The sequence below is a fragment of the Paucibacter sp. KCTC 42545 genome (genome assembly GCF_001477625.1).
Lineage (GTDB): Bacteria > Pseudomonadota > Gammaproteobacteria > Burkholderiales > Burkholderiaceae_C > Paucibacter_A.
The window spans coordinates 401400-426718 of sequence record NZ_CP013692.1; the positions used below are offsets into that span (position 1 = coordinate 401400).

General features: G+C 63.7%; 20 protein-coding genes. 18 read left to right on the forward strand and 2 right to left on the reverse strand.

Annotated features, from left to right (window positions below; translation table 11 throughout):
- Positions 1–93: 93 nt before the first annotated feature.
- The 4 genes from AT984_RS01810 (at position 94) to AT984_RS01825 (ending at position 11402) form a co-directional block, all read left to right on the forward strand.
- A complete protein-coding gene (locus AT984_RS01810; protein ID WP_058718645.1) occupies positions 94–2430 on the forward strand; it encodes a methyl-accepting chemotaxis protein in 2337 nt (778 codons plus the stop codon).
- Positions 2431–2453: 23 nt separating this feature from the next.
- Positions 2454–9005 carry a hybrid sensor histidine kinase/response regulator gene (locus AT984_RS01815; protein WP_231741499.1) on the forward strand — a complete coding sequence of 2184 codons (6552 nt, stop codon included), beginning with the start codon at positions 2454–2456 and terminating at the stop codon, positions 9003–9005.
- 137 nt (positions 9006–9142) lie between these two features.
- Positions 9143–10180, forward strand: coding sequence for a GGDEF domain-containing protein (locus AT984_RS01820; RefSeq protein ID WP_058718647.1), 1038 nt, complete (start codon positions 9143–9145; stop codon positions 10178–10180).
- Positions 10181–10328: 148 nt separating this feature from the next.
- Entirely contained in the window at positions 10329–11402 is a 1074-nt protein-coding gene (locus AT984_RS01825) for an alpha/beta hydrolase family protein (protein ID WP_082679705.1), read from the forward strand.
- Here the strand turns inward: AT984_RS01825 and AT984_RS01830 are convergent.
- Positions 11374–12840, reverse strand: coding sequence for a cryptochrome/photolyase family protein (locus AT984_RS01830; RefSeq protein WP_058718649.1), 1467 nt, complete (start codon positions 12838–12840; stop codon positions 11374–11376). The two genes, AT984_RS01825 and AT984_RS01830, sit on opposite strands and share 29 nt — an antisense overlap.
- 33 nt (positions 12841–12873) lie before the next feature.
- Between AT984_RS01830 and AT984_RS01835 the strand changes: the two genes are divergently transcribed.
- The 7 genes from AT984_RS01835 to AT984_RS01865 are packed head-to-tail and all read left to right on the forward strand — an operon-like array spanning position 12874 to position 18309.
- Positions 12874–13452 (forward strand): YqgE/AlgH family protein, encoded by a 579-nt coding sequence (locus AT984_RS01835; RefSeq protein WP_058718650.1) that lies wholly within the window; start codon positions 12874–12876, stop codon positions 13450–13452.
- A complete protein-coding gene (gene ruvX, locus AT984_RS01840; RefSeq protein WP_058722015.1) occupies positions 13452–13859 on the forward strand; it encodes a Holliday junction resolvase RuvX in 408 nt (135 codons plus the stop codon). Before AT984_RS01835 ends, ruvX begins: the two co-directional genes overlap by 1 nt.
- Positions 13856–14356: a bifunctional pyr operon transcriptional regulator/uracil phosphoribosyltransferase PyrR gene (gene pyrR, locus AT984_RS01845; protein WP_058718651.1), complete on the forward strand. Its 501-nt coding sequence runs from the start codon at positions 13856–13858 to the stop codon at positions 14354–14356. The genes ruvX and pyrR overlap by 4 nt, the downstream gene beginning before the upstream one ends.
- A gap of 11 nt (positions 14357–14367) precedes the next feature.
- On the forward strand, positions 14368–15330 hold the full coding sequence (locus tag AT984_RS01850) for an aspartate carbamoyltransferase catalytic subunit (protein WP_058718652.1): 963 nt from the start codon (positions 14368–14370) through the stop codon (positions 15328–15330).
- Entirely contained in the window at positions 15327–16661 is a 1335-nt protein-coding gene (locus tag AT984_RS01855; RefSeq protein ID WP_058718653.1) for a dihydroorotase, read from the forward strand. Before AT984_RS01850 ends, AT984_RS01855 begins: the two co-directional genes overlap by 4 nt.
- A 5-nt stretch (positions 16662–16666) precedes the next feature.
- Positions 16667–17404 carry a lysophospholipid acyltransferase family protein gene (locus AT984_RS01860; protein WP_058718654.1) on the forward strand — a complete coding sequence of 246 codons (738 nt, stop codon included), beginning with the start codon at positions 16667–16669 and terminating at the stop codon, positions 17402–17404.
- 17 nt (positions 17405–17421) lie between these two features.
- The gene (locus AT984_RS01865; protein WP_058718655.1) at positions 17422–18309 is read left to right on the forward strand and encodes a ribose-phosphate diphosphokinase; all 888 of its coding nucleotides are present in this window, start codon (positions 17422–17424) and stop codon (positions 18307–18309) included.
- A 92-nt stretch (positions 18310–18401) separates the two neighbouring features.
- Here AT984_RS01865 and gpmA read toward each other — a convergent pair whose 3' ends face one another.
- Complete coding sequence (gene gpmA / locus AT984_RS01870; protein WP_058718656.1) at positions 18402–19145, reverse strand: 2,3-diphosphoglycerate-dependent phosphoglycerate mutase; 744 nt, start codon at positions 19143–19145, stop codon at positions 18402–18404.
- Positions 19146–19398: 253 nt separating this feature from the next.
- Between gpmA and AT984_RS01875 the strand changes: the two genes are divergently transcribed.
- The 7 genes from AT984_RS01875 (at position 19399) to AT984_RS01905 (ending at position 25316) form a co-directional block, all read left to right on the forward strand.
- Positions 19399–20631: a porin gene (locus AT984_RS01875; protein ID WP_156421853.1), complete on the forward strand. Its 1233-nt coding sequence runs from the start codon at positions 19399–19401 to the stop codon at positions 20629–20631.
- Between the two features lie 28 nt (positions 20632–20659).
- Positions 20660–21085, forward strand: coding sequence for a hypothetical protein (locus AT984_RS01880; protein ID WP_058718658.1), 426 nt, complete (start codon positions 20660–20662; stop codon positions 21083–21085).
- A 60-nt stretch (positions 21086–21145) separates the two neighbouring features.
- Positions 21146–22657, forward strand: a complete 1512-nt coding sequence (locus tag AT984_RS23815) for a methyl-accepting chemotaxis protein (RefSeq protein WP_058718659.1) — start codon at positions 21146–21148, stop codon at positions 22655–22657.
- Between the two features lie 162 nt (positions 22658–22819).
- Positions 22820–23230 carry a rhodanese-like domain-containing protein gene (locus AT984_RS01890; RefSeq protein WP_058718660.1) on the forward strand — a complete coding sequence of 137 codons (411 nt, stop codon included), beginning with the start codon at positions 22820–22822 and terminating at the stop codon, positions 23228–23230.
- A gap of 119 nt (positions 23231–23349) precedes the next feature.
- Positions 23350–23610: a glutaredoxin 3 gene (gene grxC, locus AT984_RS01895; protein ID WP_058722016.1), complete on the forward strand. Its 261-nt coding sequence runs from the start codon at positions 23350–23352 to the stop codon at positions 23608–23610.
- A 144-nt stretch (positions 23611–23754) separates the two neighbouring features.
- A complete protein-coding gene (gene secB / locus AT984_RS01900; RefSeq protein ID WP_058718661.1) occupies positions 23755–24216 on the forward strand; it encodes a protein-export chaperone SecB in 462 nt (153 codons plus the stop codon).
- Between the two features lie 77 nt (positions 24217–24293).
- Positions 24294–25316 carry an NAD(P)H-dependent glycerol-3-phosphate dehydrogenase gene (locus tag AT984_RS01905; RefSeq protein WP_058718662.1) on the forward strand — a complete coding sequence of 341 codons (1023 nt, stop codon included), beginning with the start codon at positions 24294–24296 and terminating at the stop codon, positions 25314–25316.
- Positions 25317–25319: the final 3 nt, after the last annotated feature.

The following is a 25319-nucleotide window of genomic DNA, read 5'->3' on the forward strand; positions in this document are numbered from 1 at the left end:
CTAAAAATTTGACGGCCAGTTTGGCCGATAGACAACAGTTTTGAGTCCGATGCCAGTCAAGATCGGCGAAATTTTCGAGAGCAAGAGGGTGAGATGAGCTTCCTGGACAAGATCAAAAAGCTGGGCAAGAACGAATCCGACCAGGCTGCCACTGGGGCGGCTGAATTGGCGGGCATGACGGGCACAAACGGCCTGGCCACTGCCCAGGGCGCCACGGGCCGTCTGGACATCGACGGCGACCGCCAAGGTGCGGACACCGCAGCCTCTGCACCCATCTCTTCGATCATTTCGGAGGCGACGCCGACCGAGTTCAGCAGCGCTGAGTTCCCGGCCACGACTAATTTCTCCAGCACCACGACGGCGGCCATGGATCAGGCCGACGGCGCGTTGGCAGGCAAGGCCGCCAGCAGCCGCAAGCAAGCGCTGTTTACCGCGATGGTGGCGGTGGGCTTGCTGGGTACGGCGGCGACGGTCGGTGTGACCATTTTGCAAAGCTCGCGCAGCGCCGCTCAGGTGCGCGCCACCGGCCAGGCCTTGATGCAGTCGCAGCGTATGGCCAAGTCGGTCACATCCGCCTTGGTGGGTAAGCCCGAAGCATTCGTTGAATTGCGTGAGAGCGTGGGCAGCATGGCCAGCGTGGTGAAAGACCTGCGCTCCGGTGAAGGCAGCTTGGCTGCCGCGCCGGCCAGTGTGACGGCCAGCCTGGATGCAATTTTGCCGCTGGTGCAGCGCGCCGAGCAAAGCGGCCAAATGGTGCAGTCGCAGGAGAAGGCGCTGATCGAAGTGGGCCAAGCCCTGCGCCAAATCAATAAGCAAAGCGGTGACCTGCTGGAAAGCGCGGAAACCGTGGCGGCCGATGCCTTGCAGCAAGGTGCTTCGACGGCGGAAATCGCCGCCGCCGGTCAGCTGGTGATGTTGACCCAGCGCATCGGCAAGAGCGCCAATGAATTCCAAACGCAAGAAGGCGTGAGCCCCGAGGCCGTGTTCTTGCTGGGCAAGGACTTGAACTCCTTCAAGCTGATCACCGAAGCGCTGATCAACGGCAACCCTGAGTTGCACCTCAATAGCGTCAAAGACGCCGCACTGAAGGCGCGTCTGGTGACCCTGCTGAAACAGTATGAGCTGACCCGTAGCCAAGCCCAGGTGATTCTGAGTAGTTTGCAAGGCCTGGTGGCCGCGCGTGAAGCGCAGACCAGCATCCTGGCCGATGCCGAGCCGCTGCGCAAAGGCCTGGAACAAGTCGCGCAGGAACTGGAATCTGCCGGTGGTGCCAATCTGGGTCTGATTGCCCTGATGGTGACCGCCTTGGCGGCGCTGGTGGTGGGTGCCTTGGGTTTCCTGCGCCTCTATGTGGCCGGCCAGACCCAACGTGCCGCCATGGCCGAGTCGCAAAAGCAAGAAGCTGAAACGCAAGAGCGTGAAGCCAAGCGCGTCAACGACGCCAACCAGGCCGCTATTTTGCGTTTGATGAACGAGTTGCAGACGGTGGCTGAGGGTGACTTGACCCAACAAGCCACGGTGACGGAAGACATTACCGGCGCCATCGCTGACTCGGTGAACTACACGGTGGAAGAGCTGCGCAATCTGGTGAGCCAGGTGCAGACCACGGCCGCTCGCGTGACCGACACGACTGGCCAAGTTGACCAGACTTCGACCGACCTGCTGGCCGCTTCGAAAGAGCAGCTGCATGAGATTCGCTCCACCGGTGAAGCGGTGCTGCAGATGGCGGGCCGAATCAATGAGGTGTCCACCCAAGCGCAGGCCACGGCCACGGTGGCGCGCCAGTCGCGTGAGGCCGCTGAGTCGGGCTTGCAGGCGATGCAGAACAATATCAGCGGTATGAATTCCATCCGCGACCACATTCAGGAAACCTCCAAGCGCATCAAGCGTCTGGGCGAGTCTTCGCAGGAAATTGGTGAGATCACCGAGCTGATTTCTGACATTACCGAACAGACCAACGTGCTGGCGCTGAACGCGGCCATCCAGGCCGCCTCGGCCGGTGAAGCCGGTCGCGGCTTCTCGGTGGTGGCGGAAGAAGTGCAACGTCTGGCCGAACGCTCGGGCGATGCCACACGCCGAATCGCCGCCCTGGTCAAGACCATTCAGACCGACACGCATGACGCCGTGGCCGCGATGGAGCGCTCCACACTCGGTGTGGTGCAAGGTACGCGCTTGTCTGACGCGGCCGGTAAGGCGCTGGAAGAGATCGACACCGTGTCGCGTCGTCTGGACGGCCTGATCGCTGAGATTTCCACCCAAGCGCTGCGCGAAGCCGCTTCCGCCAATGAGGTGGCCGAGAACATTCAGCACATTTTTGCGGTGACCGAGCAGACCAGTGAGGGCACACGTTCCACCGCCCTGATGGTGCATGAGTTGTCGCGTTCCGCCGATGCCTTGAAGGCCTCGGTCGCCCGATTCAAGGTTGCCTGAGGCAAGGGGCTAGGATGGATCTCATGTCCAATACGAGCCAGTCCCGGCCCCAGCCGGAACCGCGCGATATGCGGGACGCGCAGGATTCCGAATTTCCTGCCGACCTGAGCCCGCTGGCCTGGGTGCAGGAAGAGTTGCGCCGCTCGCTGGAGTCGGTGCACAAATCCCTGCGCCGCCTCTTGCGCGATGGCGATGGCCGCATGACGGGCTATTCCGCCTTGGGTGCTGATAGTCAGCCGCTGCCGGCGCTGCAAGCTGCCGCCGCCCAGTTGCATCAGGTGGCCGGTGTGCTGGACTTGGTCGGCTTGCCGGCCGGTGCCATTGTCTTGCGCGCGGCCGAGCAGGCCGTCGCTGACCTGGCCCAGCATCCCGCCAATATCGAATTGGCGCGGGTCGAAGTCATCGAGCGTGCCGATTTCGCACTGCTCTCGCTGGTGTCTCGCATGTTGGGCGCGGGTGCGCCCTCGGCGGCCATTTCCAGCCTGAGCCTGTTTCCGAGCTATCGCGATCTGCAGGCCTTGAACGGCGCCGAGCGTGTTCATCCGGCCGATCTGTGGCAGTTTGAATGGCAATGGCGTGATCTGCCTGTCGACGGCAAGGTGCCTGTGCAAGCACTGGAGACGGTGCGCCCGGCCTTCGAGTCAACCTTGCTCAAGCAGATGCGGGAGCCGCATGCTGTTGCGGCACGCGCCTACGCCGCCAAGCTGAGTGATCTGTGTGCCGGCCTGGTGGGCGGCTTGCAGCATGCGCCCAAGACCAAGACCCTGTGGCAACTGGCCGCGGCCATGTTCGAGGCGCAGTCCTTGGGCTTGCTGCCGCTGGATAGCTTTGTCAAACGCCTGGGCTCGCGCTTGTTGTCCCAGCTGCGCGTGGTCGGGCTAGGCGATGCCGGCGATCTCGATGCCAAGCAACGCTTGGCGCAAGACCTGTTGTTCTTCTGCGCCCAAAGTGGTTCATTGTCCAGCCCCGCCGAAGCACCTCGCCTGGCGGCGGTGCGGGAAGCCTATGGCCTGGCCAACCAGCCCTTGGGCGACTATGAAGACGAAAGCCTGGGTCGCATCGACCCGGCCTGGGTGAGCCAGGCCAAGCGCCGCGTCAGTGCTGCCAAAGAATCTTGGGGCACGGTGGCCGAGGGCGAAACGCATCGCATGCCGGTGCTGGACGAACAGTTCGCCAGCCTGGCTGAATCTCTGCACCGCTTGTTCCCAAGCGGCGCGGTGCTGGGCGAAATGCTGCAGCGCGCCGTGGTCAGCACGGTGCGTTCGGCCAAAGCCCCGCCACCCGCGCTGGCGATGGAATTGGCCACCAGTTTGTTGTACGTCGAAGCGGCGCTGGATGAGGCCGTCTTTGACCAGCCCGAGCAGGCTGACCGCGTTAAACGCCTGGCCGCCCGTATCGCTGCGGTGGGTCGTGGCGAGGCGCCTGAGCCGCTCGAAGGCTGGATGGAAGATTTGTATCGGCGTGTCTCTGATCGCCAGACGCTGGGCAGCGTGGTGCATGAATTGCGCAGCAGCCTGGCCGAGGTGGAGCGTCAGGCCGATGAGTATTTCCGTGACCCGAGCCAGCGCGAACGTCTGATCCCGGTGCCGGGGCAGCTGTCCTCGATGCGTGGCGTCTTGACCGTGCTGGGCCTGGATCAAGCCGCATTGGCTTGCGTGCGTATGCGCGATGAGGTGGATCGCCTGGCCAATACCGAGGTGGATGTCGAGCGTGCCGCCCCGCGTGAGCTGTTCGATCGCCTGGCCAACAATCTGGGCGCGCTCGGTTTCATGATCGACATGCTGGGCGTGCAGCCGGCCTTGGCCAAGCGCATGTTTGTGTTTGACGAAAGCACAGGCCGCCTGAGCTCGCTGATGGGTCGCAGTGGTGATGCGCATGCCGCGCCGCCTGCGCCCATCATGCCCAATTTGCCGCCTCTGCCGCCGGCTTTGGTGGAGGCCGCGCAGCGCCCCGCCGAAGACACCCGCTTGTTGCCGGCGCACGACCCGGAAATGCGCGAGATTTTCCTGGAAGAAGCCGCCGAAGTGCTGGGCAATGCCCGCGAGGCCTTGGCGGGCTTGCGCGCGGATTCGGAAAGCACGCCGCAGCTGACGGTGATGCGCCGCGCCTTCCACACCCTCAAGGGCAGCTCGCGCATGGTCGGGCTGGAGCAATTCGGCGAAGGCGCCTGGAGCTGCGAGCAGTTGTTCAATGCCCGCTTGGCCGAGGCCACGCCCAAGGCGGATGCCGCCTTGCTCGAATTCAGCGAAGAAGCCTTGGATTACCTGGGCCGCTGGTGCGAACAGATTGCCTCGGCTCAAACACCGACGCTGACGCCCGAGCCGCTGCGCGAGAAGGCAGATGCCTTGCGACTGCGTCCCCTGGCGGCAGTTCCAGCGGCAGCGCCCGCACCGGCACCCGTTCCCGTACCTGCGCCTGAAGTTCATGTGGCTGAAGTGCAAGCGGAACCTGCCGCTGCCGCTGCGCCGGAACTGGCACCGGCCGAGTCTGTGCAAGAACCTGAGCTGACAGTCGAAGCAGTGCCAGCGTCCGAAGCCCAGCCCGAGCCTATGCCCGAGCTGAGTTTTGTCACGCTGCCGGAGGTCGAAGCGCTGCCGGTGACTGTCTCGTATGAGCCGGCTGTGGCTGCTGCTGCCGCACCGGAATTGGCCGGCTTTGAACCCACGACCTTCAACGAGTTTGCGCCCACCGAGGTGTCCGAGTTGCTGGACCTGCCGGCGCAGCCCGCTGCTGCGGTAGAAGCGTCACAACCTGAAGAGTTTGTGCTGCCCGAGATCGAGTCCATTGATGGCCTTGATGACGCCAGCCTGCCTGCGGCTGAGCCTGATTTGGCCAGTGACGAGCAGCAGCCCCCAAGCCACACCGAAGGCGAAGTGGCGAGCGAAAACGATAGTGACAGCGACAGTGATTTGCCGGCCTTGCCTGCGGACGTTGTCGCCGCAGTCGAGCCGCAGACGCCAGAGCAAGACTTGCCCTTTGTGCTGGAGTTCAACAGCCTGCGGGCTGATTTGCCAGCCGCGAGCACCGAAGAATTTGAGCTGCCCGAGTTCGAGCTCAAGCTCGACCTGGGTGAAGAAGCGGCTCTGCCGGTGGCCGAAGCCGGCGCACTGAATGACGATGAGTTGATCGCCGCCCTGGCGCAGATTCACCGTGAAGCTGTGCCCGAATACGCGGCTCCACTGGCCGACACCGAGTTGCTGCTGCCGCCTGACTTGGCGGACGCCGAGCCAGCCGAAGCCCAAGTGGAAACGGAAACGGAAACGGAAACGCCTGAGCTGGTCGCAGAGGGGGTTGAATCTGTTGGGCCCGCCGAAGCTGTTGAGCTCATTGAGCCCGCCGAGCCCCTCGAGTTGCCCCAACACCAAGCACCGACGCTGGAATTGGTTCGCAGCCCGGCCCGCGACGCGCAGGACGAAGACGCCGAGCAAGCCGCGGCTGAGCAGGCGGAAGACGATAGCGTCAAGGTCATCGGCCCGATCCGGGTCAGCATCACGCTGTTCAATATCTTCCTCAACGAGGCCGATGAGTTGTCGCGCCGCCTGGGCACCAGCCTAGCCGAATGGGCGCTGGAGCTGAATGGCCCGGTGCCCGCCAATTGCGAGCCACTGGCGCATGCGCTGGCCGGCAATGCGGCGGCCGTGCAGTTTGAAGATCTGTCGATCCTGGCCCGCGCGCTGGAACACGCCCTGGGCCGTGCCCAACGCACGCGTCGCTATAGCGAGGCCGAGGCGCAGATGTTTGTGCAGGCGGCCGACGAAATTCGCCATCTGCTGCATCAGTTCGCTGCCGGCTTCCTCAAGCCGCTGGATCCCGCCACCTTGGCCGCCTTGCAGGCTTATCAGCCGGAGCATGACGCGGACTTCGAGTCCGAGCTGGATTCGCTGTCCATGGGCCTGGATGCCTTGATCAAGGAGAAGGGCGATCAGGCGGCTGAGCCGGATATGGCTGCGTTTGCCGATGTGGCCGATGACGCTGTTGAGGTTGAGGAACAAGCCGAGCCATCGCTGGCGACTGCTGAAGCTGCCATCGATCCGCTGCTGCTGACACCAGCTGCCCATGAGGACGAAGTCGAGCCCGGTTTGCCCGATGCCATCGAGCCCGAGCTGTTTGATATCTTTGACGAAGAAGCGCAGGAATTGCTGGGTCAGCTGCACGGTGCCTTGCGCGCTTGGCTGCAAGCGCCGCAAGACCGCAGCCAAGGGGCGGCCTGCATGCGCGCCCTGCACACCTTCAAGGGCGGTGCCCGCCTGAGTGGCGCCATGCGCTTGGGTGAGCAAGCCCACCGCTTGGAAACCGAGGTCGAGCGCGTTCTGCATCAGCACGCTGACGGCGGCGCGCCTAGCCAGGCTGAGCTGCTGAGCTTGCAGGCCGGCGGCGACGCCCTGGCTGCCAGCATGGATGCCTTGCGCGCCGGCCATTTGGCGGTACCGGCGGTACCGGTGGCACCGGCGGCGCCAGCGGAGGCGGCGCCCACGGCCTTTGCGGCCACTACGGTGCAGCCGCTGGCGGCTGAGCAGGTGGCAGCCTTTGTTCCTGCTGTTGCCGAGACGGTCGAGGCGCTTGCGCCCACCGAGCTCACCGGCCTTGAGCCGACCGCCGTGGCGGCAGAACCAGCCGCGCCGGTTGAGCGCATCGACTGGTCGCGCTTTGTCGAAAACCCGCTGGACGAGAACGCCGGCGAGCTGGGTCCCATCGGCCCGCAAGCCATGGTGCGTGTGCGCGGCAGCTTGCTCGAGCGCATGGCAGCCCAGGCCGGCGAGGTGAGTATTCGCCGCACCCGCTTGGAGTCTGAGCTGGCGCAGATGAAGTCGGCCTTGCTGGATTTGGACGACAACTTGGAGCGTTTGCGCGCCCAGATGCGTGAGTTGGAATTGCAAGCCGAGGCCCAGATGGGTTCGCAGCAAGATCAGCTCAGCCGCGCGTCCGAGCATTTCGACCCGCTGGAATTCGACCGTTACACCCGCTTCCAGGAACTGACCAAGATGCTCACCGAATCGGTGGGTGACGTGGCCACCGTGCAGCGCTCTTTGCAGCGCAATGTGCAGCTCGGTGAAGACGAGTTGGCAGCGCAATCGCGTCTGACACGTGAGTTGCAGGACGATTTGCTGCGCACTCGCATGGTGGAGTTCGACAGCTTGTCCGAGCGTATGCACCGGGTGGTGCGCCAAGCAGCGCGTGATACCGGCAAGCAGGCGCAGCTCAACATCGTCGGCGGCCAGACCGAGTTGGACCGCAGCGTGCTGGAGCGCATGGCCGGTGCTTTCGAGCATTTGCTGCGCAATAGCGTGGGCCACGGCATTGAAGCCAGCGAAGCCCGTGTGGCTGCAGGCAAAGATGCCACCGGCCAGCTGACCCTGACGCTGCAACAAGAAGGCAACGAAGTTCTGCTGAGCTTCAGTGACGACGGCGCCGGCCTGGATCTGCCCCGTATCCGCCAGCGTGGCGAGCAACTGGGTTTGATCAAGCCCGACGCGCCTGAGCTGAGCGTAGCCGAGCTGACCCAGCTGATCTTCACCCCCGGCTTCTCCACGGCCAGCCAAATCACCGAAACCTCGGGTCGCGGTGTGGGCATGGACGTGGTGCGCGCCGAAGTGGCGACGCTGGGCGGCAGCATCGACACCCATACCGAGCCGGGCCAGGGCAGCCGCTTCACGCTGCGCCTGCCCCTGACCACGGCCTTGACCCAGGTGGTGTTGCTGCGCTGTGGTGATCAAACGGTGGCAGTGCCGGCGGCGCTGATGGATTCGGTGCAGCGCCTGCCGCTGGACCAGCTGGAAGGCGCTTACGCCAGTGGCAAGCTGAACTTGGCTGGCCACACGCAGCCCTTCTTCTGGCTGGGCAGCTTGCTCGGCCAGGCCGGTCATGGCCAGGCTCACGGCAAGACGGCGTCCATCGTGCTGCTGCGCAATTCCCAGCAACGTCTGGCCTTGCATGTGGACGAGGTGATGGGCAACCAGGAAGTGGTGGTCAAAAACCTCGGCCCGCAACTCAACCGTGTGCCCGGACTGGCCGGCATCAGCTTGCTCGCTTCCGGCGATGTGGCGCTGATCTACAACCCGCATGCCCTGGCCACTTGCTACGGCGAACAGGCGCAACAGCGCTTGCGCGAACAGCAGGCCCAGCTGGCCAGCGGTGCGCCGGTGGAGCTGGTCGAGGAACCGCAAGAAGCGCTGGCGCCGCTGGTGCTGGTGGTGGACGACTCGCTGACCGTGCGCCGCGTCACCCAGCGCTTGCTGGAACGCGAGGGCTACCGGGTGCAGTTGGCCAAGGACGGTCTGGATGCGATGGAGTGCCTGGCCGCCGAGGAATTGCCGGCCCTGGTGCTCAGCGACATCGAGATGCCACGCATGGACGGCTTCGACTTGGTTCGCAATATGCGCGCTGATAGCCGCCTGAGCAGCTTGCCGGTGATCATGATCACTTCGCGCATTGCGCAAAAGCACAAGGACTACGCGGCAGAGTTGGGTGTTAGCCACTACCTCGGCAAACCCTATGACGAAGAACTTTTGTTACAACTAATCGCTGGTTACACTTCCGCTTCTGCGCTAGGAGAGACGGCGCCGCTGCAGCACTGAGTTCGTGCTGGCCGGCGGCCCGTGCCGGCCAGTACCGTTTGCCCTCGGGCAGCCGGCTTGGGGGTGCCAGGGGTCTAAGAACGCCGGCGCACAGGGGGAAACGCTGCTGAAGCCTCAACCATGAGGCAGGGAACACCATGTCCGAAGTCGTAGATCATCTGGCGGAAATGACGGGGTTTCGCGATCGCGATGTGATGGACGTCACGCTGGTCACGGCGCTGCGCGAGTTGCTGGAGCCCTTGTCGGTTGCCATTTACCGCTGTGTGGGCGAGCCTGGTGAAGAGCGCTGGTTGACTCGTGCTCGCTTGGCACAAGGTGATGCGGTCCCCACCGCCGACCCGCTGTGGGCCGAAAGCGCGCGCCTGCCTTTGGCATCTGACTTCCCGGCCCGGCTGGAATGCTTGCACAACCGCAAGATGCTGCAGCTGCCCGCTGGCAACCATTGGCTGGCTCTGTTTCCGATTGCCACCGACCGCGAAGTGGTGGGCGTGGTGGAAATCGAAACCAGCGAGGCCTTAGCGCCTAATTTGCAGCGCATCGTCGGCGGCGTGCTGCGCATTTATCACAATTTCCAAGGCTTGCTGGACTACAGCGAGCGTGACACCCTGACCGGTCTGCTCAACCGCAAGACCTTCGAGGACAGCTTTCTCAAGGCCGTTAGCGAGGCGCCCTCGCTCAAGCACAGCGCCCAGCCGGATGACGGGCGCCGCCATGATGGGCCGCACCCCCAGCATTACCTGGGCGTGATCGACATCGACCATTTCAAGCGCGTCAACGACAACTTCGGCCACTTGATCGGCGATGAGGTCTTGCTGCTGCTGTCGCGCCTGATGCGCAGCAGCTTCCGCTTCCATGATCTGCTCTATCGCTTCGGCGGCGAGGAGTTTGTGGCCCTGATGCGTTGCGACGATCCGCAAGATGCAGCCCAGGCTTTCGAGCGCCTGCGCCAGAACACCGAAAACTATCTCTTTCCGCAAGTCGGCCACATCACGGTCAGCGTGGGCTTCACCCTGGTGAAGCCGGGGGATTCGCCCAGCTCGGCCTTTGACCGAGCCGACAAGGCGGTGTATTTCTCCAAGCAAGCCGGGCGCAACCAGGTCAATAGCCATGCCGACCTGGTGCAGGCCGGGCATCTGCAAGAAGAATCTCGTGCCAGCGCGGTGGAGCTGTTCTGAGCGCCTGAACTCTCTGGCTCGCTCGCGTTGCGAACTCAGCTTGTGTTTCGCAATGTTTCGCTACCCTGTTCGGGGCAGCGCTGCCCTTGAATCTGCGTTAGTCTGACCCCAGCTGCTCTCTTTCGAGCTTGCTGGGAAGGATCGGGACATGCTGAGATCTGGTTTGACATGCCTGTTGGCGGCGAGCTTGCTGCTGGCGGGTTGCAACACCACGCCGACGGCGATCGGGCCGACGGACACACTGAGCAGCTATGCGCAGACGGCAGTGGCCGAAGGCGCCCAAGTGATAGAGATGGACTGGCGTGATGAGAGCCGCCAGCGCGATGTGCCGGTGCGCCTGTACTGGCCCGCCCAGGCCGTGGCGGGGCAAGCGGTGCCGCTGGTAGTGTATTCGCACGGCATTGGCGGCTCGCGCCGTGGCTACAGCTATCTGGGCGCCTACTTCGCGCGCCAGGGTTATGCCAGCTTGCATGTGCAACATATCGGCAGTGACCGCCAGCAGGTCTGGATGGGCAATCCGCTGCAACTGGTGTCGCGCCTGCAGGCGGCGGCGCAAGAGGGCGAGGCCATCAGCCGGGTGGCGGATGTGAAATTCGCGCTGGACACGTTGCTGCACAGCGAGCGCGCCGCGCTGATCGACCCCGAGCGCATCGTCGCAGCCGGTCATTCCTACGGTGCCAACACCACTTTGCTGCTGGCCGGTGCCCAGGTGACGCGCCAGGGCCACACGCTGGATCTGCGCGATCCGCGCTTCAAAGCGGCCATCGTGATCTCGGCACCGCCTTTCTACGGCGATGGTGATGTGCGCCCCATCACTGGGCCGATCGCCATTCCGACCCTGCACATCACCGCGACCGAGGATGTGATCCGCGTCCCCGGCTACTTCTCGGACGCCAGCGACCGCCTGGCCTTGTTTGATGCTACCGGGCACGATGCGCGCAAGGTGTTGGCCGTGTTTGAAGGCGGCTCGCACAGCATGTTCACCGACCGTGGCATCACCGGCGGCACCGCGCTCAACCCCCGCGCCAAGCAAGCCACCCAGGAGCTAGCCTTGGCCTTTCTGAATGATGTGCTGGATGGCAAGCCAGATGGCTTGCGCCACTGGAGTGCGCAATACCAGGACATTCTGGCGCGCTGGCAATCGCCCTACGGCCAGTTCAGCGCCCCGGCCGTGGCCCTGAAGCCCGCGACGGCTAGCCTGGCGGCAATGCCCGGCTCTTGACCACGGCGTAACGCGCCAGGGTCTGCTCCCTGGCCTCGGCGTGGTCGACGATGGGAGCTGGATAGTCGCGCCCCAGCACCAAGCCGCAAGCCTGCAATTCCAGCGGCTTGGCGGTCCAGGGCGCATGCCGCAGCTTGGCAGGCAGTTTGGTCAATTGCGGCAGATAGCGGGTGATGAAGCGGCCCTCGGCGTCGAACTTTTCGCTCTGCGTGACCGGGTTGAAGATGCGGAACCAGGGCTGCGCATCGCAGCCGCTGGAGGCCGCCCATTGCCAACCGCCATTGTTGGCGGCGAGGTCAAAGTCCAGCAGTTGTTCGGCAAAGTAGGCCTCGCCGCGTTGCCAGCTGATGCCCAAGTCTTTGATCAAAAAGCTCGCCGTCACCATGCGCAGGCGGTTGTGCATATAGCCGGTTTGATTAAGTTGCAGCATGGCCGCATCCACCAGCGGGTAGCCGGTGCGGCCTTCGCACCAGGCGGCGAAGCGGCTGTCGGCGTTGGGGCCGGCCTCCCAGGCAATCGCGTCGTATTCGGCGCGGAAGGCGGCGTGCATGGCATGCGGGTGGTGGTGCATCAGCTGGTGATAGAAATCGCGCCAGATCAGCTCGGCCAGCCAGATCTCGGCCCCTTTCTCACCCGCTTGCATGCGCGCCCAGGCCGCGCGGGCCAATTGCCGGATTGAAATCGTGCCAAAGCGCAGATGCACGCTGAGGTAGCTGGGGCCTTTGATGGCGGGGAAGTCGCGGCTACGGTCATAGCGTTCGATGCGCTCCAGAAATTCATCGAACAAATCGGCGGCGCCCAGGCTGCCTCGCATCAAGATCGGGTTGAGTTCGGCCGGCTCAAAGCCAATCTCGGCCAAGGTGGGAACGCCTTTGGCCAGCGGTGTGGCGGCCAGTGCAGCGGCATGGCGCGCCACCGGATAAGCGCGCAGGTAGAAATCATTGAGCTTGCGCAGCCAGGCGTTTTTGTAGGGCGTGAACACGCCGTAAGGCTTGCCCTGTGCGGTCAGCACCTCGCTGCGCTCGAAGATCACATGGTCTTTGAAGGTCTCGAAGCCACAGGCAAAGCTGGCCAGGCGCTGGGCCACCAGGGCGTCGCGGGCCAGCGCTGCCGGCTCGTCATCGTGGTTGCAGAACACCGCCTGCACGCCCAATTCGGCCGCCAGCTTCGGCACTTCTTCCGAGGCCGAGCCATGCCGCACGATCAGGCCGGCGCCCGGGCAGAGCTCGCGCAGCTGCGCATCCAGTACCCGCAAGGACTCCAGGATGAAGACCACACGGCGGTCGCTGCGGGGCAGGGCGGCGAGGATGTCTTGGTCCAGCACGAAGACGCAAAACACTGCCTTGCCGGCGCGGCAAGCGTGATAGAGGGCGGCTTGATCTTCGACACGCAAGTCACGCCGGAACCAGAGTAAAACGCGATCCAAACGATTCATCATGGCAGCAGTGTCGCCGACGAATAAAATAGCTGCATGAGCCAAGACCGGATAGACCTCGCAAACCAATTCCTGATTGCCATGCCCGGCATGGCTGACGACGCTTTTGCCGGCAGCGTCATCTATATGTGCGAGCACAACGAGAAGGGCGCCCTGGGTCTGGTGATCAACAAGCCCATCGCCCTGACGCTGGGCAGTTTGTTCGAAAAGGTGGAACTGAGCCCGCCGCAACAAGCCTTGGCCGATACCCCTGTTTTTTACGGTGGCCCGGTGCAGACCGAGCGCGGCTTTGTGCTACACGAGCCGTTGGACGCCAAGGGCGGGCATTACAACGCCACCCTGGCCGTGCCAGGTGGCTTGGAGATGACCACCAGCCGCGATGTGCTGGAGGCCTTGTCCAACGGCGCCGGCCCCAAGCGCATTCTGGTCACGCTGGGCTATAGCGGCTGGGCCGCCGGCCAGTTGGAAGAAGAAATCGGTCGCAATGGTTGGCTGACCGTGGATGCCTCGCCGGACATCATCTTCGACACGCCGGTGGAGCTGCGCTACGAGCGCGCCCTGGGCCTGTTGGGTGTTGATCCGCGCATGCTGAGCCAAGAGGCCGGCCACGCATGATGAGCGCTACCCCAGCGCCACAGCAGCAACAGACCTTTCTGGCCTTTGATTTCGGCACCAAGCGCACCGGTGTTGCCACCGGCAGCCGCTTCACGCAGACCGCCGAGCCCTTGAAAAGCCTGGCGCTGGAGGGCGAGGCCCGCATGCTGGCGATCGACAGGCTGATCAAAGAATGGCAGCCCGACGCCCTGGTGATCGGCGTGCCGCGTCACCCCGACGGCGCCGAGCATGAGATGACCCTGCGCGCGCGCAAATTCGGCCGCCAGCTGAAAAGCCGCTTCCGTCTGGCCGTCCACGAGGTGGACGAGCGCTACACATCTGTTGAAGCGGAAAGTTATGGCGTGCGCGATGTCGACGCCGCCGCTGCTGCTTTGATTCTTGAACAATTTTTCCGGGAGACCTCGTGACGACCTTACTTCTCGATGCCGAGGCGCTTTACGCCGACCTGTTGCGCGGCGTGCAAAAACTGCTGCTGAGCAAGCCCGACAGTGCCTTGGTGGGCATCTGGTCCGGTGGCGCTTGGTTGGCCGAGCGTTTGCAAAAAGATCTGGGCCTGGTGGGCACCGCCGGCGTGATTTCCAGCAGCCTGCACCGCGATGATTTCGGCTCCAAAGGCATGGCGGCCAGCGCTGACCACACCAAGCTGCCTTTCGATGTGAATGGCCGCCCGCTGATCTTGGTGGACGATGTGCTGTTCACCGGCCGCACCACGCGGGCGGTGATCAACGAGCTGTTTGATTTCGGCCGCCCGGCCAGCGTCACCCTGGCCGTGCTGGTGGACCGGGGCGGGCGCGAGCTGCCGATCGAGCCGGCCTTTTCCGCCGCCCGCATCCATCTGGACGCGGCCCAGCGCCTGCGCCTGGCCAAGGATGAGACCGGCCGCTTCAGTTTCGACATCAAATAAGGGGATTCATCGTGTTGTCCAAGCGAAATCCGCAACTCAACAAGCACGGCGAGCTGGTTCACCTGCTCTCCGTTGAAGGTCTGCCCCAGGCCATCATTCACCAGATCCTTGACACCGCCGGCACATTCCTGTCGGTGAATGACCGCGAGGTCAAGAAAGTGCCCTTGCTGCGCGGCAAGTCGGTGTTCAATCTGTTCTTCGAGAACAGCACCCGCACCCGCACCACCTTCGAAATCGCGGCCAAGCGCCTGTCAGCCGATGTGCTGAATCTGGACATCGCCCGCTCCAGCACCGCCAAGGGCGAGACCTTGCTGGACACGGTGGCCAATCTTTCGGCCATGCATGCCGATATGTTCGTGGTGCGCCACAGCGAGTCGGGCGCGCCCTATCTGATCGCCCAGCATTGCGCGCCGCATGTGCATGTGGTCAACGCCGGTGACGGCCGCCACGCGCACCCGACGCAGGGCTTGCTGGACATGTACACGATCCGGCATTTCAAGAAAGACTTCAAGAACCTCACCGTGGCCATCGTCGGCGACATCGTGCATTCGCGCGTGGCTCGCTCCGACATTCATGCGCTGAATATTCTGGGTGTGCCCGAGATCCGTGCCGTTGGCCCCAAGACCTTGGTGCCGGGTGATTTGCGCGAGATGGGCGTGCGCGTTTGCCACGATATGGCCGAAGGTGTGCGCGGCGCCGATGTGATCATCATGCTGCGCCTGCAGAACGAGCGCATGAGCGGCGCCATGCTGCCCAGCGCCGGCGAGTTCTTCAAGAACTTTGGCCTCACGCCCGAGAAGCTGGCGCTGGCCAAGCCTGACGCCATCGTCATGCACCCGGGCCCCATCAATCGTGGCGTAGAAATCGCCTCCACCGTGGCCGATGGCTTGCAGAGCGTGATCTTGCCGCAGGTGACCTTCGGCATCGCCGTTCGCATGGCCGTGATGTCCATCCTCGCTGGAAACGAAGCATGAAGATTTTGATCAAGGGTGGTCGCCTTATCGACCCCGCCTCCGGCCTGGACCGTGTTGGTGATCTGGCCATCGCGGCCGGCCGCATCGTTGCCCTGGGTGAGCCGACCGAGTTCGCTGCTGACCGCATCGTCGATGCCAGCGGCCTGATCGTCGCCCCCGGCCTGGTTGATCTGGCCGCGCGCCTGCGCGAGCCCGGCCATGAGCACGAGGGCATGTTGGAGAGCGAGTTGGCCGCAGCAGCGGCCGGCGGTGTCACCAGCCTGGTCTGCCCGCCCGACACCGACCCGGTGCTGGACGAGCCCGGCCTGGTGGAGATGCTCAAGTTCCGCGCCCGCAAGCTGAGCCGCTGCCGGCTGTTTCCTCTTGGCGCACTAACCAAAGATCTGCGCGGTGATTCGCTGACCGAAATGGCCGAGCTGACCGAGGCAGGTTGCATCGGCTTCTCGCAGGCCGAGTCCCCGGTGCGCGACACCTTGGTGCTGAACCGTGCCCTGATGTATGCCGCCACCTACGGCTACACGGTCTGGCTGCGCCCGCATGACGCCTACCTCGGCAACGGCGTGGCGGCCAGCGGCGCGGTGGCCACGCGCTTGGGCCTGTCCGGCGTGCCGGTGATGGCCGAGACCGTGGCCCTGCACACCATTTTTGAGCTGATGCGCGCCACCGGCGCCCGCGTCCACCTCTGCCGCATTTCCAGCGCCGCCGGCGTGGCCCTGATTCGCGCGGCCAAGAAGGAAGGCCTGGCGGTGACGGCCGATGTGTCCATCAACTCCCTGCATCTCACCGATGTGGACATTGGCTACTTCAATCCCGCCATGCGCCTGACGCCGCCGCTGCGCCAGGGCCGTGACCGCGACGCGCTGCGCGCCGGCCTGGCCGATGGCACGCTGGACGCTTTGGTCAGCGACCATATGCCGGTCGCGGCGGATGAAAAGAATGTGCCTTTCGCCGAAGCCACGCCGGGTGCGACCGGGCTGGAACTGCTCTTGAGCCTGGCTCTGCGTTGGGCTCAGGACGGCGGCTTGCCTTTGAGCCAGGCGCTGGGCGTGATCACCGCCAAGCCAGTGAGCGTGCTGGGCGATGCCCTGGGTTCGCTGGCCGCCAGCGCTGGCCGCCTGGTGGTGGGTGGTGTGGCCGATGTCTGCGTGTTTGACGACAAGGCCAGCTGGGCGGTGACGCCCGATGCCTTGAGCAGCCAGGGCAAGCACACTCCGTTCGCGTTTGAGACCAGCGGCTTCGAGCTGCCGGCTCAGGTGCGCATGACGGTGGTGGCGGGGCATATCGCCTTTGAAGCTGGCCATGTGCTTGGCTCTGCGGCCGGCCACGCCTGAACCTGATGCGCACCCTTGTCGCCCTGGGGCGCCTATTTCGTTTGTGCCTGCATTTGCTCTGGGGCGTGGTTCTGATCCGGCTGCGCTTCGCCACCTTGAGTACGGCGCGCCGTCATGTGGAGGTCAAGCGTTGGTCGGGCGAGATGCTGCGCATTCTGGGCGTCAGCCTGGAAACCAGCGGCACACCTCGGCCTGGGGCCAAATTGATCGTTGCCAACCATGTGTCCTGGCTGGACATTGCGGCCGTGCACGCGGTGGTGCCGGAGGCGCGCTTTGTCTCCAAAGCCGATGTGCGTGATTGGCCGGTGGTCGGTTTGATGGTGGACGGCGTGGGCACTTTGTTCATCGAGCGCGCCAGCAAACGCGACGCCCTACGGGTGGTGCACCAGATGGCCGAGGCGCTCAAGAATGGTGACACGGTGGCGGTGTTCCCGGAGGGCACGACCGGGCCTGGCCCCGAGCCTTTGGGCTTCCACGGCAATCTGCTGCAGGCCGCCATCTCGACCGATGTGCCCTTGCAGCCCTTGGCCTTGCGCTGGTCGGAGCCCGGCATGCGCTTCAGCACGGCGGCTCAGTTCATCGGTGGCACCACCTTGGTTCAAAGCCTGTGGGCGGTGCTGAAGGCGCGGGGCTTGAGCGTGCGCGTTGATGTGCTGATGTCCATGAGCACCAGCCATGCCGACCGCCGCGCGCTGGCCGAGCATGTGCGCGATGAGATCATGCAAGGCATGGCGCGGCATTGACGGGCTAAAGTCAGGCCATGAATCCAAATGCAGTTTTGTTGGCTTTCGAGGAGGAAGCCATTCTTGCCGATGAATTGGCGCAGGGCCTGGGCCTGCCTTTGAAGTTCATCCGCCGTCACCGCTTTCCCGATGGTGAGTTCCGCTTGGTGCTGCCCACGCCCTTGCCGCCCACCGTGTTGCTGCTGCGCGGCCTGCAGCAGCCGAATGAAAAGCTGACCGAGTTGATGATCGCGGCGCCTACCGCTCGCGACCTAGGCGCGCAGCGCCTGTTGCTGATTGCGCCCTATCTGGCCTATATGCGCCAGGACATGGAATTCACGCCCGGCGAAGCCGTCAGCCAGCGCCATATCGCGCGCCTGCTGAGCCAGTTCTTCGACCATGTGCTGACGATTGACCCGCATCTGCACCGCATCAACCATCTGGACGAGGTGATGCCTGCCGGAGCAGGGCTGGCCCTCTCGGCTGCTGGCTTGCTGGGGCGCTGGGTGGCCGAGCAGGTGCCAGGTGCCTTGCTGTTAGGGCCGGATGAAGAATCGGGCCAATGGGTGCGTGAGGCGGCGCATGCCGCGGGTCTGGATCACGCCATCGGCAGCAAGGTGCGCCATGGCGACGCCCAAGTCAGTCTGGCCTTGCCGGATGTGCCTGTGGACGGCCGCGCCTTGGTCTTGCTGGACGATATGGCCAGTACCGGCCGCACCCTGATCGGCGCGGCCCAGGGCCTGCTGGCGCGTGGTGCCCGCACGGTGGATGTGGCCGTGACGCATGCCCTCTTCAATGGCGCAGCGGTGGCCGATCTGCACGCTGCCGGCGTGCGCCATGTGTGGAGCAGCAATAGCGTGCCGCATGCCAGCAATGCGGTCAGCATCGTGCCGCTGCTGGCTGAAACCTTGCGTCGCTTTGTGTAAAACGCTGGCAGGGCGGGGCGGGTCGTGAGACCCACCCTTTGGCCTGAATCGGGCCTGAATCAGACCTGCACTAGGCCAGCACTGAGCCTGACTTAGGCCTTGCCCTGGCTGGCCACGGCCGCTGCCGCCTTGGCTGCCGCGTCGGCGTCACCCAGGTAGTAGCTGCGGATCGGCTTCAGGTCGGCGTCCAACTCGTAGACCAGCGGGATGCCGTTGGGGATGTTGACGCCGACGATGGCGTCGTCCGCGATATTGTCCAAATACTTCACCAGCGCACGGATGCTATTGCCGTGGGCGGCGATGACGACGCGCTTGCCCAGCTTGATGGCTGGCGCCACGCTGTCGTTCCAGAAGGGCAGCACGCGCTCGACGGTGTCCTTCAGGCATTCGGTCAGCGGAATGTCTTGTGGGTTCATCTTGGCGTAGCGCAGATCGCCGCGCTCGCTGCGCGGATCGGTGGCCTCCAGCGCTGGCGGCGGGGTGTCGTAGCTGCGGCGCCAGACCAGCACTTGGTCGTCGCCATACTGCTTGGCAGTTTCGGCCTTGTTGAGGCCTTGCAGGCCGCCATAGTGGCGCTCGTTGAGGCGCCAGCTGTGCACCACCGGCAACCAGGTGCGGTCCATCTGGTCCAGGGTGTGCCACAGCGTCCAGATGGCGCGCTTGAGCACGGAGGTGTAGGTAATGTCGAAGTCGAAGCCGGCTTCCTTGAGCAAGCGGCCGGCTTGCTTGGCCTGTTCGACGCCAGTGGGGGTCAGATCGACATCGGTCCAGCCCGTAAAGCGGTTTTCGAGGTTCCAGGTGGATTCGCCATGGCGAATGAGCACGAGTTTGTACATGGACTAGTTAGGGTTCGAGGCCGCCCGGTTCGGGCTGCGCGGATTTTAGGGGCTATTGACTAATAGGCCGCAAATGAGCGCCGAACGCGCATAAATACGCGGGTTGACCCCAGGAAAACAGGGAATTGGGCGGGGAAAGTCGTCTAATCGAAGTTCAAGTTGTAGGTCCGTTAGTCGATAGAAAAAGGGCGACAGGCGAATCACTCCCCTCATGCCTGCCGCCATCTCTGATGTAAACCAGGAACCCCAAAAAATGTTGTCCACAACATATCGTTTCCGCCCCACGGCCTTGGCCCTGGGAATTCTCATGATCGGTGCGCAGGCGCAAGCCCAAGACAAGGCACCGGGTGAGTCCATCTTCAGCCTCTCAGGCTTCGGCACTTTGGGTGTGGTGAAAACCGACACCGATGAAGCTCGCTATCGCCTGACAGGTCAGCCGCGAGGTGCCACCACTGAGGTTAGCGCCGATGTGGATACCAAGATCGGCGTGCAGGTCGGCGCCAAGTTCAGCCCGATGTTCTCAGCCACCGTACAGGTGCTGAGCAAGCAAAACGGCTACGGCAGCTATCAGCCCGCCGTTGAATGGGCCTTCGCCAAGGCGCAGTTCTCGCCTTCCCTGAGCGTGCGGGTCGGCCGCATGGGCGCGCCCTTGTTTGCCGTGTCTGACTTCCGTGACGTGGGTTATGCCAACACCTGGCTGCGTCCCCCGCAAGATGTTTACGGCCAGGTGCCGCTGAGCCATTTCGACGGCGCGGACGCCAACTACCAAGTGGCGCTGGGCAGCTCCACGCTGACTTTCCAGCTCTATGGTGGCAAGTCTGACTCGGTGGTGACCGGCAGCAAGGTCAAGCTCGACAGCATGGTGGGCTTGAACGCGACCGCCGAGTTGGATGGTGGTTTCAGCATTCGCCTGGGTCATGTGCAAGGCAAGCTCACCGTTGAAAATGCCAGCTTGGGTGGCTTGGTGACCGCTTTGTCCAAGACTCCGTTCGCCAGCGTTGGCCAGGAGATGGATGCCACTAAAAAGCACGCCACCTTCACCGGCCTGGGCCTGGGCTACGACCAGGGCAATGTGCTGGCGCTGCTGGAATACACCCGCCGCAAGACCGACTCTTACGTGCCCAGCACCACCGGCTGGTTTGCGACGGTCGGCTATCGCCTTGGCAAGTTCACGCCTTATGTGACCTTGTCGGAGTTGCATCAGGACAGCAGCAATGTGAACACCAGCGTGATCCCGGCTGGCGTGCCGGTTCCGGGCTTGGCGCCTGATCTGCGCAAGCTGATCGACGGTGTGCTGCAAAGCCAGAGCACGCGTCAGAAGACCAAGGCCGCTGGCGTGCGTTGGGATTTCTATCGCAATACCGACCTGAAGTTCCAGTATGAGCGCATCACGCCGGACGGCCCTGGCTTGTTCGGCAGCACCACCGCGGCCTTCGGCAATACGCCTGTCAATGTCTACAGCTTGGCTGTGGATATGGTTTTCTAAAAGGCGAGCAAAGACTATGAAAACAACTATGACAACGGGACTTCGCGTGTTCGTGCTGGCAATGGGCGTGTGCTGCGCTGGTGTGACGCAGGCGCAAGTGGCAGTGATCGTCAATGCCAAGAGCCCGACCGCCAGCATGACGGCGGATCAGGTCGCCAACATCTTTTTGGGTAAGTCCAATACGCTGCCCAGCGGTGCATCGGCCATGGCTCTGGATCAGCCTGAGTCGGCTGCAGTGCGCGAGCAGTTCTACACCAAGGTCACCGGCAAGCAAGCCGCCCAAGTGAAGGCCGCTTGGTCGCGCCTGGTGTTCTCGGGCAAGGCCACGCCGCCCAAGGAAATGGCCAGCTCGGCCGAGGTGAAGAAGTTCGTCGCAGCCAACCCTGACGCGATCGGCTACATCGAAAAGTCGGCGGTGGACGGCACGGTCAAGGCAGTTTTGACGGTGGATTGATCCGCGGGGGTAGACATGGTTGCGCTGTCCAGGCAGCGCAACCGATATGGAGGCTTAAGAATGAATGTAAAGACCAGAATCTGGCTCTTGCCGGTATTCGCGGCCCTGATCTTCGCTGTCGGCATTGCCGTGGTGTGGGGCTTTTCGGCCCGCACCTCCTCGGCCATCACTGCGGTCGGCGAGGTGCACTATCCCTTGGTGGATGCCACCACACAACTCGCCTCGCAATTGGAAGCTCTGGGCGCCACGATTCAAAGCGCCGTGGCCGAGGGCGAGAAAAAGCGTCTTGATGAAGCCAAAGAGCGAGCCACAAGCATTCGCAAATTGTTGGATTCGATCGAGAAGATCGAAGGCCAGGCCGAGTCAGGCGCCAAGCTCAAGAAAGGCTTCGAGGCTTACTTCGCGGCCTCGGTGGACACGGCCGAATTGTTCCTGGGCATCAAGCAGGGTGATCAGGCCGGTGCCATTCCGAAGATGCAGGCCGCGCTGAAAGCGCTTGATGATGATGTGAAGAGCGCTCGCACCCGTGCGGTCGAAGGCTTTGACAGCGGCTTGGCCAAGGCGGATGCCGGTGTTTCCTCGAGCCTGATGGCCATCCTGATCGCTGGTTTGCTGGTGGTGGTGGCCTTGGGCGTGGGTTCATTCCTGGTGATTGGCAGCGTCTGGCGCCAGCTGGGCGGCGAGCCTGAATACGCCCGCGATGTGATGCGTCAGATGGCTGATGGTGATTTGTCGCAAAACATTGTGGTGGCGCCCGGTGCCGATGCCAGCTTGCTGGCTGCGGTGCGGGCCATGTCGCAAGGCTTGGCGTCTATCGTGTCGGAAGTGCGTCAAGGCACTGACTCGATGTCGGTCGCCTCGCGTGAGATCGCTGTGGGCAACCATGACCTCTCGGTACGCACCGAGAAGCAGGCCACCTCGCTGGAACAAACCAGCGGCAATATGCAGACCCTGACCGACACCGTGCGTCACAGCGCTGAGTCGGCAGCCCAGGCCAATCAGCTGGCAGGCTCGGCAGCGGCTGTGGCACGCCGCGGTGGTGAAGTGGTCAGCCAGGTGGTGGTGACGATGGAAGAGATCAACACCAGCTCCAAGAAGATCAGCGACATCATTGGCGTGATCGATGGCATTGCCTTCCAGACCAATATCCTGGCCTTGAACGCCGCGGTGGAAGCCGCGCGGGCGGGTGAGCAGGGGCGTGGTTTTGCGGTGGTGGCGGCGGAAGTGCGCTCGCTGGCGCAACGCTCGGCCGAGGCGGCGAAGGAAATCAAAACCTTGATCGGCGCCAGCGTCGAACGGGTGGAGTCGGGCAGCCGCTTGGTGCAAAACGCCGGCAGCACCATGGATGAGATCGTCGCCAGCGTGCAGCGGGTTTCCGACATCATCAGCGAGGTGACCGCCGCGTCGGGCGAGCAAAGCCAGGGCATCGGGCTGGTCAATCAGTCCATCGTTCAGCTGGATCAAATGACTCAGCAGAATGCCGCCCTGGTGGAGCAGGCTGCAGCTGCGGCCAGCAGCCTGGAACAGCAGGCCACTAGCTTGCAAGCCTCGGTGGCGACCTTCAAGCTCTAAATCGCAGGGTCGTCAGCACGGCCCGCTGGTAGCTTTGGCCTGCGGCGGTTTCGCAATCAAGCATCAAGCCCGTCGGTTCCGCCGACGGGCTTTTTCTTGCGCCGCTCGCCGAGCTGCCGCAGCTTTCTATAATCGAAGTCTTTTCTCAATCGGACGCACCCCTTGAACTTCTTGCTCGAAAACTGGATTCTGGTCTTGGCCGCTGTGACGTCTGGTGGCCTCTTGCTTTGGCCCGCGCTGGCCAAGGGCGGCCAAGGCGCTGCTCTTTCCACCCAAGAGGCCGTGCGCCTGGTCAACCGCGAGAAAGCGGTGCTGATCGATGTGTGCGAGCCCGAGGAATACGCCAAGTCGCATGTGGCGGGCGCCCGTAATATTCCGCTTAGCAGCTTGGAAGGCCATAAGTCTTTGCCCAGCAACAAGGCCCTGCCCTTGGTGTTGGTGTGCCAAAGCGGCGCACGCGCCAACCGCGCAGCTGGCATGCTGCGCAAGCTGGGCTATGAGAACGCCCAGCCTTTGGCCGGCGGCCTGAACGCCTGGCGCGAAGCCAATTTGCCGGTCGAGAAGTCCGCGTAAACGGCGAAGGGCTGTTCGCCAAAGGCCCCCTTCGGGCCGGCGTTCTGAACGCCCGGCGAGACGCCTATTTGCCCGCCGTGAAGCCGGCTTGAATGAACTGTGATTGAGGAATGATGACGATGGCTGCCGTGAAGATGTACACCACCCAGGTCTGCCCCTACTGCGTGCGGGCCAAGTCCTTGCTGAAGCAGCGCGGCGTGGAGCAGATTGAAGAGATCCGCATCGACCTGGACCCCAGCGCGCGCGAGGCCATGATGGCCTTGACCGGCCGCCGCACCGTGCCGCAAATCTTCATTGGCGACACTCATGTCGGTGGTTGCGATGATTTGATCGCGCTGGATCAGAAGGGTGGCCTGCAGTCTTTGCTGCAAGCCGCTTGATGCTGGGGCACTTGAGGCTGGGGCGCTTCCCCGAATTCTCAAGAGGGTGAAGACCCCCGCGCGGGCGTCATAAACCCTGGGCCATAATCAGCGCCGCTGCCCGCAGCAGGAGTTTGCGGGCCTTTTTATTTTTGGACAAACACCATGGCCGACGAGAACAACACCCCCGTATTCCAGATTCAGCGCATGTATCTGAAGGATCTGTCGCTGGAGCAACCCAATGCACCGCAAATCCTGCTGGAGCAGTCGCAACCCCAGGTTGACATCAATCTGGCCCTGTCGGCCGAGCCAGTCGCTGACGGCGTGTTCGAGGTCTGCGTGACCGCCACCGTCACCACCAAGGTGGGCGAGAAGACTCTGTTCCTGATCGAAGCCAAGCAAGCCGGTATCTTCGAGATTCGCCATGTGCCGCAAGAGCAGGTCGAAGGCATTCTGGGCATCGTCTGCCCGCAGATGATTTACCCCTATCTGCGCGCCATCGTGTCGGACGTCTGCACCCGCGCCGGCTTCCCGCCCGTGCTGCTGACGGAAGTTAACTTCCAAGCCATGTTCGAAGCTCAGCAAGCCCAGCGCGAAGCAGCGGCTGCCGCACCGACCATCAACTAAGTTCACACCCGCTTGCGTGTGTCACGCCCCATGTCGCTTTGCGCGCCTGGGGCGTTTTTACTCTTGAATCTCTCTGCATGAAGATCACAGTTCTTGGCGCCGGTGCATGGGGCACGGCCCTGGCGATTCAAGCTGCCGCCCGCCACGAGGTGGTGTTGTGGGCGCGCGACCCGGCTGCCGTGGCCGAGATGCGCAGCCAGCGCTGCAATGTGCATTACCTGCCCGAGGCCGCGCTGCCTGAGGCTTTGCAGATCGAAGCCGATCTGGGTTTGGCTGTGGCTCATGCCGTTCAGCAGCAGGGCTTGATCATCATCGCCACGCCCATGGCCGCCTTGCGCAGCATGTTGGCTGGCTTGCCCGATGGCGCGCAGGTGCTGTGGGTGTGCAAAGGCTTTGAGGCAGGCACCGGCCTGCTGGGTCATGAAATTGCGCGTGAGGTGCAACCGCGCCTGCGGGTTGGCATCTTGTCGGGCCCCAGTTTTGCCCAGGAAGTGGCCGCTGGTCAGCCCACCGCGCTGGTCGCCGCCAGCGAAGACGAGGCTTTGGCGCAAGCCGCCGTGGCGGCCTTTCACAGCGAGCGTTTGCGCGTCTACACCTCCAATGACCCGGTCGGGGTGGAGGTGGGTGGGGCGGTCAAGAACGTCATGGCCATCGCGGTGGGCACGGCCGATGGCCTGCGCTTGCTGGCCGAGGGCCGCGGCGACGTCAGCCAGGCGCCGGGCCTGAATGCGCGCGCGGCGCTGATCACTCGCGGCCTGGCCGAGATGCTGCGTCTGGGCTTGGCGCTCGGCGCGCGGGCCGAGACCTTTATGGGGCTGTCGGGCATGGGTGACCTGGTGCTGACGGCAACCGGTGATTTGTCCCGCAACCGCCGTGTGGGTTTGCTGTTGGCCGAGGGTCTGCCCTTGGCGCAGATTCTGCGCGACTTGGGCCATGTGGCCGAAGGTGTTTACAGTGCGCCCACCGTGCTGGCGCGCGCCCAGGCCAAAGGCGTGGATATGCCCATCGCCGCGGCCGTGGTGGCCGTTCTGGAAGGGCGCTTGAGCCCAGCCGAGGCGGTGGATCAGCTGATGAGCCGGCAATCGCGCGCCGAAGTTTGAGCC